Genomic DNA, 16,343 nt, shown 5'->3' with positions numbered 1-16,343 from the left:
GTCAGTGGCAGTTGGCATCTGGGAGCTGCCAGCCGACATCATCGTGGGCATGGCGAATCCCGAGCACCCGACCCACGCGCAGGCCCTGGCGGTTCTGCGGCAGCTCACCGGTGCCCCGGCAGCCGAGTTCCACGATGGCCAGCTCGCGGCGATCCGTGCGCTCGTGGATGAGGGTCGATGCCATGGTTTCTGACACGGGCGACCGATCCGATCTCCCCGGCTTGCACCCGGTCAACGCTCCGCGGATGAGCACGCGCGACAAACGCGACGCATGGGCCATCGGCAGCTCCGGGTTGTCGCCTTGCTCACGCGCAGGGTCGAAGTAGCCGCGTTCGGGTCAGTGGCCTGCAACGCCGGGACTCGGCGCTCCCCGAAACCGTCGCTTAGTCCGACGCAAATTATCCAGGATGAGCCTAATACGCGTGGATTTCGCTCAGTATGGATAATTTGCATCAGTTTGGGTGACCGTGTGGGCGGGGTGAGGGAATCCCAAGGGCTGGGGAGGTCTCCCTCGCCATCAACCAAAGCTGACGCTCGCCGACGACAGCATGCAACTTAGCGAAAGGCTCCGAACGCCGCGAACGGGGGAACCTGATGTTCGTCGCCCGCCTCGGGTTGCCGGTTCGCGCAGAGGGAGGGATCGCGGCGTCGTGGAAGCGCAGCCGGGACATGGGCTCACCCTGCTCAGGGCTGCAGGACAGTTCCGTTTCCATTCGCGGCATCTGGCTACGGCGAAGCTCACCGTATCCTTGGCACTCACCGTGCGCTGCTCTACTCAACATCGAAAGGTTGTCCCTCAAATTTTCTCTGGGAGTCGCCGCTCATGTCAGTATTCGCACCAGAGAACGCTGCAGATTCCCCGGGCAAGTTCCGCGGGCGGGGTTTTCACCAGGTACGGGTCGAAACACAACAATCGACTCAGATGGGAACGACAAGAAGGAGTGTGAATCATGAGCAACTCTCAATACAAACGGATGACAGGGGCTCGGGCATGGCTTGCCGCCGTGGGGCTGGTCAGTGCCAGCGTGCTGCTCGCTTCAGGGCCAGCTACAGCCAATGCTGGCTCCGTGAGCTTGCCCACCGCACCTGAGATGCTTGAGACCGAGCAGCTCGCCGTACTTGCAGAGGTGCAAACTCCGGAAGAGATCTCCGAGGTTGTGGCTGAGGCCGGACCCGAACAGTGGGTGCAGCTCTACGTGGACTCGGACACTTTCGAGTACAAGGCCGCTGTTCTGCTTGAGAAGCCTCCCGTGCCTGCGGAGGCTCCGGCAGATCAGAAACCGTCCGCAAACCCGGAGATCACACCCTACGCAGTCTCTGTGTGCGGTTCTGGGGTCCCAGCGCGCGCCGTCACCACTCATGTTGCACCGGACCGGAACTACAATTGGTGCGGGAGCGGGTCGTGGTCGGGGAGCCTCGGCGGCTGGTATATCTTCACCAACTACACAGGAAACTGGGCCTATGCTGGCTCAGACTCCTCCTCGGTGCTCAGTATTCCCGCCTATACGGTGGCCACACTTGAGCGAGCGATCCCTTTGGGATACGTCCAGCTTTCCTAGCCGGTCTTGATGTCGACCCTTGCCTACTCAATTGAATGAGGGGGCAAAGGTCGATTTGTTGAAGGTGGGGCATTTGAACGGATGGTGTACACCGTCCACGATATACAGGTGGATTCAGCGTGAATCGACTCGGTTCCAATGAACCCGCCGCCCGCACGGGCAAGCGGCAGGCGCGCAGAAAGCCGAACACTCAGTGTCGGTGGCACCTGGCATCATCGTGGGTATGGCGAATCCCGAGCACCCGACCCACGCGCAGGCCCTGGCGGTTCTGCGGCAGCTCACCGGTGCCCCGGCGGCCGAGTTCCATGACGGGCAGTTCGCGGCGATCAGCGCCCTCGTCAATGAGGGGCGGCGCGCCCTCGTGGTGCAGCGCACCGGCTGGGGCAAGTCCGCGGTGTACTTCGTAGCCACCGCGCTGCTGCGGGCGCGCGGAGCCGGGCCGACGCTGCTCGTCTCCCCCTTACTCGCGCTGATGCGGGATCAGGTGTCTGCAGCCGAACGCGCTGGCGTGCGCGCCGCGGCCATCAACTCGGCCACCGCCGAGGAGTGGGACGAGATCGAGCAGCGACTTGCCCGGGACGAGATCGACGTGCTTCTTGTCTCTCCCGAGCGCCTCAACAATCCCCGCTTCCGGGAGCAGCAGCTCCCCGGTATCCTCGCCCGGATGGGGCTGCTTGTGATCGACGAGGCGCACTGTATCTCCGACTGGGGACACGACTTCCGCCCGGACTACCGACGCATCGCCGCACTCCTCGCCAGCCTTGAGCGGGACGTTCCGGTGCTCGCCACAACTGCCACAGCGAACGCCCGCGTCGTGGCGGACGTCGTGGAACAGCTCGGCGAGAACGTGCTCACGCTGCGTGGCTCGCTGGCGCGGGATTCGCTGCGACTCGGCAGCCTTACCCTCCCCACCGCGCAGGCGCGCCTCGGGTGGTTGGTCTCGCACCTGCGAGATCTCCCCGGGAGCGGGATCGTGTACACGCTTACGGTGTCGGCGGCGGAGGACACCGCTCTGCTGCTCCGCGACGCCGGCATTAACGCCGTAGCGTACACAGGCCGTACCGACCCGGAGGAGCGCGAACGGCTCGAGGTTGCGCTGAAAAACAATGAGGTGAAAGCACTCATCGCCACGAGCGCCCTCGGCATGGGCTTCGACAAGCCCGACCTCGGATTCGTGGTCCACCTCGGTGCTCCGTCCTCCCCCGTCGCGTATTACCAGCAGGTTGGCCGCGCGGGCCGCGGCACCGCCCACGCCGACGTACTGCTCCTCCCGGGCTCCGAGGACGCCGCCATCTGGCGCTACTTCGCGACCTCATCGATGCCGGATCCGGAGCGGGCGGAGGCCGTGATCGCGGCCCTCGGAACTCCGGACGGCCCGCCGCTGTCTACTCCAGCCTTGGAATCACGCGTCGATTTGCGGCGCACACAGCTCGAGTTGCTGCTCAAAGTGCTGGACGTCGACGGTGCCGTCCGCCGGGTCGCGGGCGGCTGGGTCGCCACGGGTGCCCCCTGGCAGTATGACGGGGAACGCTACGCGCGCATCGCCGCGGCCCGCGAAGCCGAGCAGGCCGCCATGATCGCCTACGAGCGCGGCGCGAGCTGCCGCATGGAACTATTGCAGCGCGAACTCGACGATCCGAGTGCGGCCCCCTGCGGCCGCTGCGATGTGTGTGCCGGGGCGTGGTACCCGAACGAGGTATCGAACGCCGCCACAGCGCAGGCGACGAGCCGGATCGCACACACCGGGGTGCCGATCGAGCCGCGCGGGCAGTGGCCAACCGGAGCAGACCGTCGCGGTGTGCCTGTGAAGGGACGCATCGCGGTCACGGAGCGCCCGGAGCCCGGGCGGGTGATCGCCCGCCTCACCGACCTCGGCTGGGGTGGGCCGCTGCGTGAACTCCTCGCGACGGGCGCGCCGGATCAGGATCTCCCCGCCGCCCTCGTGCCCGCCGTGCTCAACACGCTCAAGGATTGGCCCTGGGACGAACGGCCCGTGGGCGTGATCGCCATGCCGTCGCTCACCCGGCCCCGCCTGGTGCACAGCACCGCCGCGATGATCGCGGAGCGGGGCAAGCTCCCGTTCCTTGGCAGCCTCGACGCCGATCCGGCGCGCCCCGCCACGGGACACGGCGGCAACAGCGCGTTCCGGCTCGCTTCGGTGTGGGACCGCTTCACGCTCACCCCCGAGCTCGCCGCCACCGTCGCGGAGGCCCCCGGGCCGCTCCTGCTCGTCGACGATCTTGTCGACAGCCGGTGGTCGCTCACGGTCGCGGCCCGCACGCTGCGCCTCGCCGGCGCGCCCGCGGTGCTGCCCTTCGCGCTCGCCTCGGTGGGCTAATACCGCTGGGCTGAGACCTGCGGACCCACACCCGCCGTCCGCGACGCCGCAAGCTCAGCTCAGCTCAACTCAGCTCTGGCAGCTCAGCTCTGGCAGCTGGGGCACCAGTACAGCTTGCGCGCGCCGAACTCCTCGAGAACGATGTTCGTGCCGCAGTTCTTGCACGGCGTGCCCTCGAGCTTGTACACCCAGTGCCGTTCGTCGCGCTCCACGAGTGCGCGCTGATATGCCTCGCCTTCGAGCCCGTCGATGGTGATCATCTGCCCGACGGTGATCCCGGTGTCGAGCAGCGCCGCCCAGTCGTCCCACAGCGACTCAAGCACGGTGCGATCAAGCGTGTTTGCGGGCGTGTGCGGGTTGAGCCCGGCTCGGAACAGCATCTCGGCGCGGTACACGTTCCCGATCCCCGCCACGACCGACTGATCCATGAGGACAAGTCCGATCGGAGTCTTCTTCTTCCCGGCACGCTCCACGAAGCGGGCTCGCTCGGCGGGGGTGTCAGCATTCGCCGGATCCGGCCCGAGACGGTGCACCACAGCGTCAACCTCGGCGGGGGTCAACACTTCGCAGGCGGTGGGACCGCGCAGGTCCGCGCACACGGACTCATTCAGCAGCCGCACCCGAACCTGGCCGACAGGCTCAGGCGGGAAACTCCCGTCGATCTCCCCGGCTTTGTCGGACTCTGCCATGCGCACCCGAGCACGACGCGGTGCCCCGATCGAGGTCACCGAGTCTTCGCCATCCTGGTCGACTGCTCCGCCAGGACCCGAGTTCTCCCCGGTCTGCCCCAACTTCGAATGCCCCGGCGTCTGACCGTGAATCTGAATCGAGGGATCGATCCGCACGTCACCCGCAAAATCCCAGGCCCCATAGATACCCAGGTGGATCCGCAGCCACTGATCCCCCGCGAACTCCAGAAACATCTGTTTCCCGACCGCGCGCGCGTCAGTCATTTCGCGGCCGCTGAGCAGTGCGGCACCCTGGGCAAAGCGCCCCTGCGGACTTGTCACTTCGGGCGAGGTGCCCACGAAATTGACTCGGAACTGCCGCGCGATGCGGTGAACGGAATGCCCCTCAGGCACGGCTAGCTCAGCTGGTCCACGTGCTTGCCGGCGATCGTGCCCGTCTGCTCGTACTCGCCGAGCTGGGCGATGCGGCGCACATGGCGCTCATCACCGGGGAACGGCGTCTGCACGAACAGTTCGATGAAGCGAATCGCGTCCTCGACGGGGTGCTGGCGCGCGCCGATGGAGATCACGTTGGCGTTGTTGTGCTCCCGGGCGAGCGTCGCGGTCGACTCGTTCCACACGAGCGCCGCACGAATCCCCGCCACCTTGTTTGCGGCGATCTGCTCGCCGTTGCCGGATCCGCCGAACACTACGCCGAGCGCCTCGACCCCGGCCCGCTCGTCCCGGGCCACCCCGAGCGCCGCATTGATGCAGAACGAGGGGTAGTCATCGAGAGCGTCGTATTCGGCGGGACCGTGGTCGATCACCTCGTGTCCGAGGGAGCTCAGGTGCTGCTGCAGCTGCTGGCTGAATTCGAGTCCGGCATGGTCGGTGGCAACGTGGATGCGCATGGCCTCAATTCTATCCACGCGCACCACGTGGCCGTTTCCCCCTGGACTACTCCTGAGTCACCGCGACGTCGATGATCGCGGCCTGGTCGACAAGTCGCTTGCCCTGCTCATCCATCACATTCAGGGTGGCGCTGACCTTCAGCGCGCCGGGATCCGCCCACGTACTGATCGCGGCACCGAACGCCTCACCGGGCGCGAGTTCGTACGCCTTCTCTTCGCCGTACACGGGCAGGGTATCAATGGCGTCCAGATCATACGCGAGCCGGGACAGGCCCTGTTCAGTGAAGAGCGCGTCCTCGCTTGACCCGAGCACCGCAGCGTAGTCCTCGACACCCGCGTGCTCAATCATGATGCCCTCGGTTCCCGAAAGCCGCTGCACGGTGTCACCGGTGTTCGTGACGACGACGTTATAGACAGTCATCGTTGATCCAGCGGGCATCACCGGGTCCCCCGACTCGGGTAGCGCCCAGATGCCGTCAGTAGTGGTGGTGCCGTTCCCGACTCGGAATACCTGCACTTGCCAGGAACCCTCGTTGCCCTCACCGACGAGTGTGCCGACGTCAAGCGGGTTCGCCGCCCACGAGGCGCGGTTGCCTGATTCGGCCGCGGGCGCCTTCGTTGCCGTGACCTCCGGGGCTGGGGTACTCGGAGTTTCACTCGCGGTCGGTGCCGGATCAGCGGACGGAGCACTCGAGCAGCCAGCAATTGTGAGCGCGCCGAGCAGCGCGGCGGTGACAGAAACGAAGCGCAGGGTCGATGTCATGCGGAGGATCTCCTCGGTTCGGCGGGGACGCCGCGCGCGGATTGGCCGACGAATGGCGGGGCAACGCGGGTGTCGGCGTGGCCCCACCACTTCGAGCCTACGTGATTAGAATTGCGGCCCGGCGGACCGACCGCGCTTCAGTTCGTAAAAGCCCGGCACGCTCGCTGCGGCAACAATGCCGTCCCACAGTCGCAGCGCCAGCTCCCCCATCGGCGCGGGCGTGACGACCGGCCCAAAGAACGCGGCCCCGTTGACCGAGATGATTGGAACGCCCACGTCCGGGCCGGCGATCTCCATCGCGTGATCGGTGTTCGCCCGGAGCTGCACATCGAACGACTCATCGTTCGCGGCGTCCGCGAGCCCCGAGTCAAGCCCGAGCTCCGTGAGCGACTCGCTGATAATCACGTCCGTGTCAGAGCGGCCGCCCGGATGGATCCGAGTTCCGAACGCCGTGTACAGCGCGCCCACCGCAGACTCGCCCGAGACGCGGCGTGCGGCTTCGACGACACGCCCCATCCGCAGGCCCTCGACCTGCGCGGCGGAGTGCGGGTTGGGGGGCTGGTTTTCGTTCAGGATCGCGAGGCTGATCGGGTGCCACGCGATCTCGAAGCCGCGCAACTGTGCGACCTCGCTGGCCCAGCGGCTAGTCATCCAGCACCAGGGGCAGATGGGGTCGAACCAGAACTCGACCTCGGGCTTTTCAGGAATCGGCTGCAGCGCACTCATGTCACCAGCCTACCCGCGGAGGACGGGCGTAGGCTGGTGACATTCACCCACTATTTCTTGTCAGGAGCTGCAGTGCCAGGAACCAACCTCACCCGCGTTGAAGCCCAGGAACGTGCCCGCATCGTTGCGACCCAGCGATACGAGGTCGCGTTGGATCTCACCGTCGGCGCCGACACCTTCGCGTCCGATACGACAATCCACTTCGCTGGCGAAGCGGGTGCTGCGACGTTCATCGACCTGATCGCGGATTCTGTTGAGCACATCGAGCTCAACGGTGCCGAGGTCGATCCCGCGACCGCTTTTGCCGACTCGCGTGTGCAGCTCACGGGGCTCGCCGCGCAGAACAGCGTCCGGATCCTCTCGACGCAGCGCTACATGAACACCGGCGAGGGCCTGCACCGCTTTGTCGACCCCGCTGACGGCGAGGTCTACCTGTACTCGCAGTTCGAGGTGCCCGATTCGCGCCGCATGTTCCCCGTGTTTGAGCAGCCGGATCTGAAGGCAACGTTCGAGTTCACGATCACGGCCCCCGCTCGGTGGAAGGTTGTCAGCAACCAGCCGACGCCGGTGCCCACCCCTGCGGGCACCAAGTCCGCGGCGCAGGGCGCAGACTGGGCGGCGCAGAAGATTGCGACGTGGGCGTTCGAGCCGACTCCCGTTATGTCGAGCTACATCACCGCGCTGATTGCTGGCCCCTACACGGAGGTCCGCTCGGAACTCACGAGCCGCGACGGCCGCACGATCCCGCTGGGGGTGTTCTGCCGCGAGTCGCTCGCCGAGTACCTCGACGCCGACTACATCTTTGACAAGACCCGTGAAGGCTTTGGCTTCTTCGAAGAGCAGTTCGATTACCCGTACCCGTTCGACAAGTACGATCAGCTGTTCGTGCCCGAATACAACATGGGCGCGATGGAAAACATCGGCGCGGTGACCTTCACCGAGGCCTACGTGTTCCGCAGCCAGGTCACCGACGCGATGCGCGAGCGTCGGGTGGTCACGATCCTGCACGAGCTCGCCCATATGTGGTTCGGCGATCTCGTCACCATGCGGTGGTGGAACGACCTGTGGCTCAACGAGTCCTTCGCCGAGTACATGTCGACCCTTGGCGTTGCCGAGGCGACCGAGTGGACCGAGTGCTGGACGACGTTCGCCGCATCGGAAAAGTCCTGGGCATATCGCCAGGACCAGCTCCCCTCGACGCACCCGATTGTCGCTGAGATCACTGACCTCGAAGACGTGCTCGTCAACTTCGACGGCATCACCTATGCCAAGGGCGCCTCGGTGCTGAAGCAGCTTGTCGCCTGGGTCGGACGAGAGCCGTTCATGCGCGGTGTGCACGACTACTTCGTGAAGCACCACCACTCGAATACGGAGCTGCCGGATCTCCTCACGGAGCTTGAGTCGCAGAGCGGTCGGGACCTCGGCGAGTGGTCCAAGTTGTGGCTTGAAACTGCCGGTGTGAACACGCTGCGCCCCGTCTTCGAGCTCGACGCCGACGGCCGCTACGCAAGTTTCGCGATCGAGCAGACCGCGATCGAGGCGTATCCGACAATCCGCCCCCACCGCATCGCGGTCGGCCTGTACGCTGCTTCGGAAGACGGCCCTGTGCGCCGGATCCAGCGCCTCGAACTCGATATCGCGGGCACCCGCACCGAGGTGCCCGAGCTTGTCGGCGTCGCTCAGCCCGAACTCCTGCTCCTGAACGACGACGACCTCACCTACGCGAAGATCCGCCTGGACGAGCGATCGCTCGATACGACGGCGGCTCAGCTCGGCGCCGTCGAGGATTCCCTGGCTCGTGCCCTGCTCTGGGGCACGCTCTGGGACGCGACCCGCGATGCGGAGTTCCCCGCGTCGCGCTTCGTGGACATTGTGCTCGCTCACGTCGGCGAGGAGGACGCCTCGACGACCCTGCGCACCGTACTCGGGCAGCTGCTGCTCGCCGCGTCTAGCTACGTCGCACCCGCGAATCGCGCCGCGACACTCGAGCGCGTGGGCGACGCGCTGTGGCATCTCGCTGTCGACGCCGAGCCCGGCAGTGATCGCCAGTTCCAGTTCGTGAAGTCCTTCGGCCAGCTCGCAGCCACCGATGAGCAGCTCGATACCGTACAGGGATTGTTCGACGGTTCGCTCCCGGTAGACGGGCTCAACATCGACACCGACCTGGGCTGGGAGTTGCTCATTGCGCTCGCGGCCGGCGGCCGCGCCACGACCGCCCAGATCGAGGCGCGTCTCGCGGAGGATCGCACGGCGAACGGCAACCAGTCCGCAGCGCACGCCCGCGCCGCACTGCCCACCGCCGCAGACAAGAACGCAGCTTGGGCGTCCGTGTTCGATGACGCGAACCAGCCGAACGCGATCGTGCGGGCGACCGGCCTCGGCTTCACCCGCGCCAACGATCTCTCGCTCATCGAGCCGTACGTCGAGCGCTTCTTCGCGGCAGTGACCCCCGTCTGGGAGTCACGCAGCTACGCAATCGCGGAAGAGCTCATCGAGGGATTCTTCCCCGCACCGCTTGCCAACAGCGCACTCGCGGTGGCAACTCAGGCCTGGCTTGACGCCAATGCGGACGCGCCTGCGGCCCTGCGCCGCATGATCGTCGAGCACCTCGCCGGTGTGGAACGCGCACTGCGCGCACAGCAGGCGGATCAGGCGGCCTAAATGCAGGAGATCGGCGCGGCACTCAGCAGCTTCTACACCGACTACCATCGGGTGATCAACATCGCCATAATCGTGGTGCTCGCGGTCGTGGCGAACTGGGTGCTGCGCCGGCTCCTCGTGCGCACCGTCACCCAGGTTGTGCGCGGGGTGAAGAAGGTGCAAGACGTCGACACAACCTCGGAGATGTACGCCGCACCATACGTGAACGCACGGGCTGTGCAGCGCACACGCACGCTCGGGACCGTCGGGCGGCACATCATCTCCTGGGTGGTTGTCATCACCGCGATCATCCTGATCCTCGCCCAGTTGGGAGTCGACCTCGGCGCAGTGCTCACCTCCGCGGGTATCGTCGCGGCCGGGCTCGCCTTTGGCGCACAAAACATCGTCAAGGACATCCTCAACGGCATCTTCATGGTGTTCGAGGATCAGCTCGGTGTCGGCGACGTCGTCACCATCGAGACAGTCACGGGCACTGTGGAAGACGTTGGGATCCGGATCACGCAGGTGCGCGCCCTCGACGGGACGCTCTGGCACATCCGCAACGGCGAGATCCTGACCCTGGGCAACTCCTCTCAGGGCTGGGGCCAAGCGCTCATCGACATCACCGTGAACGCGGATCAGGATCTCACCCACGTGTCCGAGGTCACCGTGAAGGCTGCCCGCGAGCTCCTCACCTCACCGAAGTACGCCCGCAAAGTTACCGGCGAACCCCAGATCCTCGGCCTCGAAAGCGTGTTTGGCGACCGGGCCACCCTGCGGCTCGCCGTGCGTACTCGGCCCGAAGCCCAGTGGGAGGTACAGCGCGGCATCCGTGCCGAGATCCTGCGCGCCTTCCGAGACGAGGGAATCGTCCTTTCTGACGAACGCCCGAACCTGCCAGGAGGCACCGCATGACCGACCGCACCCCCGACACCACCCCACCGGCCCCGCGTCTCACACTTCGCGCGGGAGAGTCCGGCGAGGCCGTTACCGACACTGTCTGGGCGCAGGTCGGCGGGACAGAAACCTTCGAACGGATCGTGCGCACGTTCTACCGTGGGGTGCGAGAAGACGAGATCCTCGCCCCGATGTACCCGGAAGACGACTGGGAGGGCGCGATCTGGCGCTTCCGCTCCTTCCTCGAGCAGTACTGGGGCGGACCAACGACTTACTCCGAGCAGCGCGGCCACCCGCGACTGCGGATGCGGCACAATCCGTTCCCGATCAACCCCGCGGCAAAAGATCGCTGGTTGCACCACATGCACGCCGCGCTCGATGAAGTGGCGCTGCCACCCATGCACGACGCCGCGTTCCGCGACTACGTTGAGCGCGCCGCCCTCGCGATGGTGAACCGCTTCGACTAAGGCTCTGCGTGTAGCCCCGCGGGCGGTGCTGGATCGTTCGCGGTCGCGCATGTGCCGCCCGCAGCGGGGTCGGTGTTGAGGATGCTCTCGGAGGCGGCGACGATGCCGCTCGCCACGTCGTATCGCTGCACCTCAGTGGCGCACGCGTCCGGGCTGGCGGCAGCGTAGAACCAGGCCTCCCCGTCACCGGCACGAGGGTAGCCGTGCTCCTTCACCCAGACCTCAGTGCCGCGCACCGCATCCACTCCGATGACGCGGCTGTCACGTGGCACGTTTGTATTGAGTTCACCGTCAAGCAACACGGCGACGACGCCCTGATCCGAGCGCCCCGCGAGTGCCGCCGTGTGCTCGGCCCCGCGAAGAATCCGAGTGCGGGTCAGTTCGCGCGCCTCGCCATCAGCACTCACTCCGAGCACAAACGTCACGAACTCGTCCTCGGTATATCCCCGGTAGTGCATGGTGTGCGTGGTCTGCACGAGCCCCACGACGACGGGGGTCTCACCGTCCATCGTGGTGGTCCAGTCCTCCGCGGTGATTGCGTAGTTCTCCCGATCCGGCAGGAACTGGCCGCTCCCCAGCACCGTGTCCGCACTCACAGTCACCGTCCCGCCGCCGGGAAGTTGCACCTCGTTCGCATTCACCTCAGAGTTGCCCGTCGCGCTGCCGCAACCCGCGAGCGAGAGGGCCAGGGTCAGGGCACTCGCTGCGGCGCACGCTGCGGCATGTGCCCTGCCGATCCCGCGCGGCATCATATGCACATCTCCGGGCCCAGGTTCTCAGTCTTGCCGTCCACTGTGACCGTCGCCTGGCCGCAGACACGTGCAGCGGTGTCGGGTTCGATCAGCATGGGAGTGTAGAGCGACTGCAGGCCGATGTCAGTGCGAGATTGTGCGCGGTCACTCTGCGGGTCGTCGAGCGGCCACACGCGCATCGTCATCGTGTTGCCCTCGGTCTGGTTGTCGTAGCGAGTCACGCGACCCCACACGGCCATGCAGTCGTTGGAATACATCAGCTGCACATGGACCTTGTTGTCGAGCCTGGCTTCTGAGGCTGCGATGACCGCGTCGTCACGGCACGCGGTGAGCATCGGGTCGATCCCGTTCGCAGCCTCACTCAGATGTCGGCCGCTCCCCGGTTCGGCCGGTGCCGCCGCGCTCACTGAGCCAACGATGAGCCCGCTTGCGAGGGCCGCCACCGCGGCGGCCCCGGCCGCAATGAGGATCGTCTGGGCGGTAGAAAACCGGCGCGCTCCTCCGGACTGCTCAGCGCCGGCGTCGCCAACGCCCAGATTGCCCGCATGCTTCGGGTCGAGCGCGTTGCGCCGCGCGCGCCACTCTTTGAGATCCCCACCAAGATCGTCCACAAGCTTCAATACGGTGTTCTCCGTGGGGAGTACACGCCCCGTGAGCGCGACCGAAATTACGCTCTTCGAAATCCCCGTCCGGTCGCTCATGGCCGCGAGCGTCGGGTTCCCCGCTGCCGTCCGCAGATCCCGCAGCCCCTCCGCGAACGCGGCAATCGAATCTGCCTCCGCATCGGGACTCGTCCCCGGTTCGGGTACCGAAGTGTCCACCATGTGTTCCTCCACCGACCTCTGTTCCCAAGTTCCGGAGCACCCGTGTTCGGAGTGCCGGAAGTCGCGATACTCGCTCCACTCAGACAATAGATGGTTGCCGACTGACGCAGGGACTCCTGCATGCCGGATCCCATGCAAGACCTTGATTTCCCACAGTTTTCTGCGGGTCCCGATATTTCGTTCGGCGCTCCGAACACGCGCTTCCGTTGCGACTTCGCATGGCGAACACGTGCACTCAGGGCCAGATCGACGGCCCACATCGGGACTGTCGACAGCATCGATGAATGAGGTCCGTCGAGGGCGTCGATCTGCGCAGAGACTGTCAGGAAATTCCTGATGATATTCACCGTCGGGGCTGGCACACTTGACATATGGCAGCCCTCAACCTCGTCAATGACCCAGAGGCCGATCGTCTCCTCAGCGAGCACCCGTTCGCGTTGCTGATCGGCATGCTGCTCGATCAGCAGGTCGCGATGGAGCTCGCGTTCAGCGGCCCGCTCAAGATTCAGGAGCGGCTCGGAACCGTGGATGCGTCGGCGCTTGCGGCGGCCGATCCGGACGCCGTGACCGCAGCGTTCACGCAGACGCCAGCCGTGCACCGCTACCCCGGTTCAATGGCAACTCGGACCCAAGCGCTTGCGCAGGCCGTTGACACAGAATGGGGCGGCGACGCCGCGCGGATCTGGACCGACGGCGATCCTGACGGCTCGACCGTGCTGAAGCGCCTGAAAGCACTCCCCGGCTTCGGCCCGCAGAAGGCCAAGATCTTCCTCGCACTCCTGGGCAAGCAGCTCGGCTTCTCGGGCGCGGGCTGGCGCGAGGCTGCTGAGCCGTACGGCGAGACCGGCAGCTTCCGCAGCGTCGCCGACATCACCTCACCCGAGACGCTCCTCAAGGTCCGCGAAACGAAGCGCGTTGCGAAGGCGGCGGCCAAGGCGGCCAAGGCGAAATAGTCCGCGGGGCCCACTACGCTGGCGCGGCTCACACTCCCGGCGTGGCGCGCATGCAAATCCAATGCGCTCCCGGTGTACGCTCGTATGGTCGCCTCCGTAGCTCAGTGGATAGAGCAACAGCCTTCTAATCTGTCGGTCGCTGGTTCGAGTCCAGCCGGGGGCACCACATCTTCGCTCATTGATGCTGCGCCACGGTCCACCGTGTCGCAGCATCAAATTCGGCCGTCTCGCGGCCCCGGCGGCGTGCAGTCCGTGAGGTGCTTCGCGGCACATTCCGTTGAGCTCATTCCTGACGCGTTACGCATATAGTTTTTGATTAGCAAACTATTTATGTTCTACTGTACGCATGAACACGTCGATCACCGGATACGCAGGGCATACGCTTCCCCTCGCCAGCCATCTCGCACGGGCAGGTTGGCGCGCCCTCGATCAGTCAGCGCAACCCGGCGACGTCACCCACCGACAGCTTCTCGTGCTGACGCTTGTGCGCGACCGTGGGCCCATGGCGCAGCAGGATATCCGGGATGTCTTCGGCCTTGATTCGAGCAACCTCGTGGGGCTCCTCAATGAGCTCGAAGAACGGGGCCTCACTGTCCGTCGGCGAGATCCAAACGACCGCCGCAGGCACATCGTTGAACTCACACCCGATGGCAGCGTTGTGCTTGATGCCACCTACGCCCGGCTCGCAGCCGTTGAAGATGATCTCCTGCATGCCCTTGGGGCGGAGGAACGCCAAGTCCTCCTCCAGCTCTTGCAACGCGTCATGGCGTCGAGGTAGCGCGGGGCCCTTCTCGCACCGCAGGGTCATTCGGCTGAAGAAAGAGGAAACATGAGCGCCACGCGCCACACACCACACCCCGCGGCAGAGTCCGGCCCATTCGCCCGCGTTGGGCTCACCTACGACGACGTCATGCTCCTTCCCGGGCACACGGACGTCATCCCGAGCGAGGCAGAAACGGGGACTCGGCTCACAACACGCATCTCGCTCCGCGTTCCGCTGGTATCCGCCGCGATGGACACGGTCACTGAAGCGGATATGGCCATAGCGATGGCGCGTCAGGGCGGCCTGGGGGTGCTCCATCGCAATCTCTCAATCGCTGACCAGGCTGCGATGGTTGAGCGCGTGAAGCGCTCAGACGGAGCGACCTCGAACCCGGTGACGATCACGAGCGATTCGACAGTTGCTGATGCCGACATGTTGCGCCGAGAGTCCGCTGTCTCATGTTTGCCCGTGGTGAACGCGGACAGAACACTGGTCGGGATCGTCACAAACCGCGATGTCCAGTTCATTGCCGACGGTGACCGGGGCACGACTCGCGTGCGGGATGTCATGACACACGCACCACTGATCACGGCACCAGTGGGTGCTTCCCCTGCGCACGTGCGGTCGCTCATCGTTCAGCACAAGATCGAGAAGCTACCGATCGTTGACACCGCGGGGAAGATTGTCGGCCTCGTGACGGCCCAAGACCTTGAAAACGTCGCCCGCTACCCACACGCGACCAGGGATGCCCAGGGCCGGCTTCGGGTGGGGGCGGCGATCGGCTTTTTTGGTGACGGGTGGGAACGCGCACGTGCGCTCCGCGATGCAGGCGTTGATGTCCTCGTTGTCGATACCGCGAACGGAGAAAGCCAAGGCGTTCTGGATATGGTCCGGCGCATCAAGGGCGATCCGGCGTTCGCAGACGTCGACGTGATCGGCGGCCAGGCCGCTACTCGCGCGGGAGCTCAAGCACTCATTGACGCCGGTGTCGACGCGATCAAGGTCGGCGTTGGCCCAGGGTCGATTTGCACAACCCGCGTCGTGGCCGGCGTCGGGGTTCCACAGATTACCGCTGTGCACGAGGTGTCTCGTGTCGCGAGCGAGGCAGGAGTTCCAGTGATCGCGGACGGCGGCTTGCAGTACTCCGGCGACATCGCGAAGGCACTCGTCGCAGGCGCCGATAGCGTCATGCTCGGGTCGTTGCTGGCAGGCACAGACGCAAGCCCGGGAGAAACGGTCTTTGTCGACGGCACGCAGTACAAGAGCTACCGCGGAATGGGGTCCCTCGGCGCACTCGAGACGCGCGGACAGCGCACCTCGTACTCAAAGGATCGCTACTTTCAGGCCGATGTCTCGTCGAATGAGAAACTCATCGCCGAAGGCATTGAGGGGCGAGTGCGCTACCAGGGATCGCTTGATAGCGTGCTGCATCAGCTCGTCGGAGGCCTGCGACAGTCAATGTTTTATGTGGGGGCGGCGGATATCTCTGAGCTGAAACTGCGGGGACAGTTCGTTCGAATTACCGCGGCGGGGTTGCGAGAGTCACATCCGCACGACGTAGAAATGATCGCTGGGGCCCCTAACTATCGGGGATAGACGAACGGGGTCGGGTGGCCGGGTGGTCGGTGGCAGAGCGAGTTCGAGATCCGCACGGGCTCGCCACAGCGATTTTAGTGATCAGTCGCGCTCGGTGGCCGCGATACACAGGGATATATCCGGGCCTAGCTATGGTTATCTCATGGACCAGACCCAGCTATTTGCCCTCGCTTCGATTGCCATTTATATCGGCGGGTTCCTCCTCGGGCTTCTAATCTTGTGGGCAGTGATCCGGAGCGCGGTACTGTCCGCACTGCGAAAGCACTCGAACGAGAACACGCCAGCGCCGCGCACCCAGCTGTGAGCTATTGTCGCAGCGTGATGTTCGGGCTTTGTGATCGCGTCCTTTGCGGGCAGTGGCAACCTCTCCCCGCTCGATCTACTGCCGCCGCGACTGTTCATACGCTCGAAGACAGAACCGCGCGCACTCCCGCAGGAGATTCTCGTCCCGGGTGCCGGATCCGGGCCGAAATCTCCTGCAGAGTC

The 16,343-nt window shown here is 65.4% G+C and carries 16 protein-coding genes and 1 tRNA gene; 11 read left to right on the top strand and 6 right to left on the bottom strand.

Annotated features, from left to right (window positions below; genetic code table 11):
• The first annotated feature begins 4 nt into the window (after positions 1-4).
• The 3 genes from FM113_RS14280 (at position 5) to FM113_RS14270 (ending at position 3,897) form a co-directional block, all read left to right on the top strand.
• Positions 5-193, top strand: coding sequence for a hypothetical protein (locus FM113_RS14280; protein WP_087015495.1), 189 nt, complete (start codon positions 5-7; stop codon positions 191-193).
• Between the two features lie 757 nt (positions 194-950).
• Entirely contained in the window at positions 951-1,559 is a 609-nt protein-coding gene (locus tag FM113_RS14275; protein ID WP_140393380.1) for a hypothetical protein, read from the top strand.
• A 223-nt stretch (positions 1,560-1,782) separates the two neighbouring features.
• Positions 1,783-3,897 (top strand): ATP-dependent DNA helicase RecQ, encoded by a 2,115-nt coding sequence (locus FM113_RS14270; protein WP_087015513.1) that lies wholly within the window; start codon positions 1,783-1,785, stop codon positions 3,895-3,897.
• Positions 3,898-3,980: 83 nt separating this feature from the next.
• On the opposite strand, the gene FM113_RS14265 is transcribed toward FM113_RS14270, so the two are convergent.
• From FM113_RS14265 to FM113_RS14250, 4 genes are all read right to left on the bottom strand, one after another.
• Positions 3,981-4,979, bottom strand: coding sequence for an Fpg/Nei family DNA glycosylase (locus tag FM113_RS14265; protein ID WP_087015493.1), 999 nt, complete (start codon positions 4,977-4,979; stop codon positions 3,981-3,983).
• Positions 4,980-4,981: 2 nt separating this feature from the next.
• The gene (locus tag FM113_RS14260; protein WP_087015492.1) at positions 4,982-5,476 is read right to left on the bottom strand and encodes a ribose-5-phosphate isomerase; all 495 of its coding nucleotides are present in this window, start codon (positions 5,474-5,476) and stop codon (positions 4,982-4,984) included.
• Between the two features lie 46 nt (positions 5,477-5,522).
• Positions 5,523-6,239 carry a hypothetical protein gene (locus FM113_RS14255; protein ID WP_087015491.1) on the bottom strand — a complete coding sequence of 239 codons (717 nt, stop codon included), beginning with the start codon at positions 6,237-6,239 and terminating at the stop codon, positions 5,523-5,525.
• Positions 6,240-6,344: 105 nt separating this feature from the next.
• Positions 6,345-6,965: a DsbA family protein gene (locus FM113_RS14250; RefSeq protein WP_176387245.1), complete on the bottom strand. Its 621-nt coding sequence runs from the start codon at positions 6,963-6,965 to the stop codon at positions 6,345-6,347.
• A 72-nt stretch (positions 6,966-7,037) separates the two neighbouring features.
• On the opposite strand from FM113_RS14250, the gene pepN reads away from it, so the two are divergent.
• From pepN to FM113_RS14235, 3 genes are read left to right on the top strand one after another with little or no spacing between them, the layout of a single operon-like run.
• Positions 7,038-9,626 (top strand): aminopeptidase N, encoded by a 2,589-nt coding sequence (gene pepN, locus FM113_RS14245; RefSeq protein ID WP_087015490.1) that lies wholly within the window; start codon positions 7,038-7,040, stop codon positions 9,624-9,626.
• Positions 9,627-10,520 (top strand): mechanosensitive ion channel family protein, encoded by an 894-nt coding sequence (locus FM113_RS14240; protein ID WP_087015489.1) that lies wholly within the window; start codon positions 9,627-9,629, stop codon positions 10,518-10,520.
• The gene (locus FM113_RS14235) at positions 10,517-10,969 is read left to right on the top strand and encodes a globin (protein ID WP_087015488.1); all 453 of its coding nucleotides are present in this window, start codon (positions 10,517-10,519) and stop codon (positions 10,967-10,969) included. Before FM113_RS14240 ends, FM113_RS14235 begins: the two co-directional genes overlap by 4 nt.
• On the opposite strand, the gene FM113_RS14230 is transcribed toward FM113_RS14235, so the two are convergent.
• Entirely contained in the window at positions 10,966-11,721 is a 756-nt protein-coding gene (locus FM113_RS14230; protein ID WP_087015487.1) for a hypothetical protein, read from the bottom strand. The two genes, FM113_RS14235 and FM113_RS14230, sit on opposite strands and share 4 nt — an antisense overlap.
• Complete coding sequence (locus FM113_RS14225; protein WP_087015486.1) at positions 11,718-12,545, bottom strand: DUF2690 domain-containing protein; 828 nt, start codon at positions 12,543-12,545, stop codon at positions 11,718-11,720. The genes FM113_RS14230 and FM113_RS14225 overlap by 4 nt, the downstream gene beginning before the upstream one ends.
• 371 nt (positions 12,546-12,916) lie before the next feature.
• Here FM113_RS14225 and FM113_RS14220 point away from each other — a divergent pair, with 371 nt between their 5' ends.
• The 5 genes from FM113_RS14220 to FM113_RS18225 all read left to right on the top strand — a co-directional run bounded on the left by FM113_RS14220 (position 12,917) and on the right by FM113_RS18225 (position 16,161).
• The gene (locus tag FM113_RS14220; RefSeq protein WP_087015485.1) at positions 12,917-13,498 is read left to right on the top strand and encodes an HhH-GPD-type base excision DNA repair protein; all 582 of its coding nucleotides are present in this window, start codon (positions 12,917-12,919) and stop codon (positions 13,496-13,498) included.
• 90 nt (positions 13,499-13,588) lie between these two features.
• A tRNA-Arg gene (locus FM113_RS14215) sits at positions 13,589-13,664 on the top strand.
• Positions 13,665-13,844: 180 nt separating this feature from the next.
• Complete coding sequence (locus tag FM113_RS14210; RefSeq protein ID WP_087015484.1) at positions 13,845-14,276, top strand: MarR family winged helix-turn-helix transcriptional regulator; 432 nt, start codon at positions 13,845-13,847, stop codon at positions 14,274-14,276.
• Positions 14,277-14,327: 51 nt separating this feature from the next.
• Positions 14,328-15,857 carry an IMP dehydrogenase gene (gene guaB, locus FM113_RS14205; protein ID WP_087015483.1) on the top strand — a complete coding sequence of 510 codons (1,530 nt, stop codon included), beginning with the start codon at positions 14,328-14,330 and terminating at the stop codon, positions 15,855-15,857.
• Between the two features lie 142 nt (positions 15,858-15,999).
• Complete coding sequence (locus FM113_RS18225) at positions 16,000-16,161, top strand: hypothetical protein (RefSeq protein ID WP_176387244.1); 162 nt, start codon at positions 16,000-16,002, stop codon at positions 16,159-16,161.
• The last annotated feature ends 182 nt before the right edge of the window (positions 16,162-16,343 follow it).

Source organism: Leucobacter sp. 7(1), assembly GCF_900163635.1.
GTDB lineage: Bacteria > Actinomycetota > Actinomycetes > Actinomycetales > Microbacteriaceae > Leucobacter.
The sequence above is the reverse complement of the archived record's forward strand: the minus strand, read 5'-3'. Positions and strand labels throughout refer to the sequence as shown.

Bases quoted from the DNA above. Each gene is read 5' to 3' on its own strand.
- FM113_RS14250 (WP_176387245.1), bottom strand. From the start codon at position 6,965: ATGAGTGCGCTGCAGCCGATTCCTGAAAAGCCCGAGGTCGAGTTCTGG.
- FM113_RS14235 (WP_087015488.1), top strand. From the start codon at position 10,517: ATGACCGACCGCACCCCCGACACCACCCCACCGGCCCCGCGTCTCACA.
- FM113_RS14210 (WP_087015484.1), top strand. From the start codon at position 13,845: ATGAACACGTCGATCACCGGATACGCAGGGCATACGCTTCCCCTCGCC.
- FM113_RS14260 (WP_087015492.1), bottom strand. From the start codon at position 5,476: ATGCGCATCCACGTTGCCACCGACCATGCCGGACTCGAATTCAGCCAG.
- guaB (WP_087015483.1), top strand. From the start codon at position 14,328: ATGAGCGCCACGCGCCACACACCACACCCCGCGGCAGAGTCCGGCCCA.
- FM113_RS14240 (WP_087015489.1), top strand. From the start codon at position 9,627: ATGCAGGAGATCGGCGCGGCACTCAGCAGCTTCTACACCGACTACCAT.
- FM113_RS14275 (WP_140393380.1), top strand. From the start codon at position 951: ATGAGCAACTCTCAATACAAACGGATGACAGGGGCTCGGGCATGGCTT.
- FM113_RS14270 (WP_087015513.1), top strand. From the start codon at position 1,783: ATGGCGAATCCCGAGCACCCGACCCACGCGCAGGCCCTGGCGGTTCTG.
- FM113_RS14220 (WP_087015485.1), top strand. From the start codon at position 12,917: ATGGCAGCCCTCAACCTCGTCAATGACCCAGAGGCCGATCGTCTCCTC.
- FM113_RS18225 (WP_176387244.1), top strand. From the start codon at position 16,000: ATGGACCAGACCCAGCTATTTGCCCTCGCTTCGATTGCCATTTATATC.
- FM113_RS14255 (WP_087015491.1), bottom strand. From the start codon at position 6,239: ATGACATCGACCCTGCGCTTCGTTTCTGTCACCGCCGCGCTGCTCGGC.
- FM113_RS14225 (WP_087015486.1), bottom strand. From the start codon at position 12,545: ATGGTGGACACTTCGGTACCCGAACCGGGGACGAGTCCCGATGCGGAG.
- FM113_RS14230 (WP_087015487.1), bottom strand. From the start codon at position 11,721: ATGATGCCGCGCGGGATCGGCAGGGCACATGCCGCAGCGTGCGCCGCA.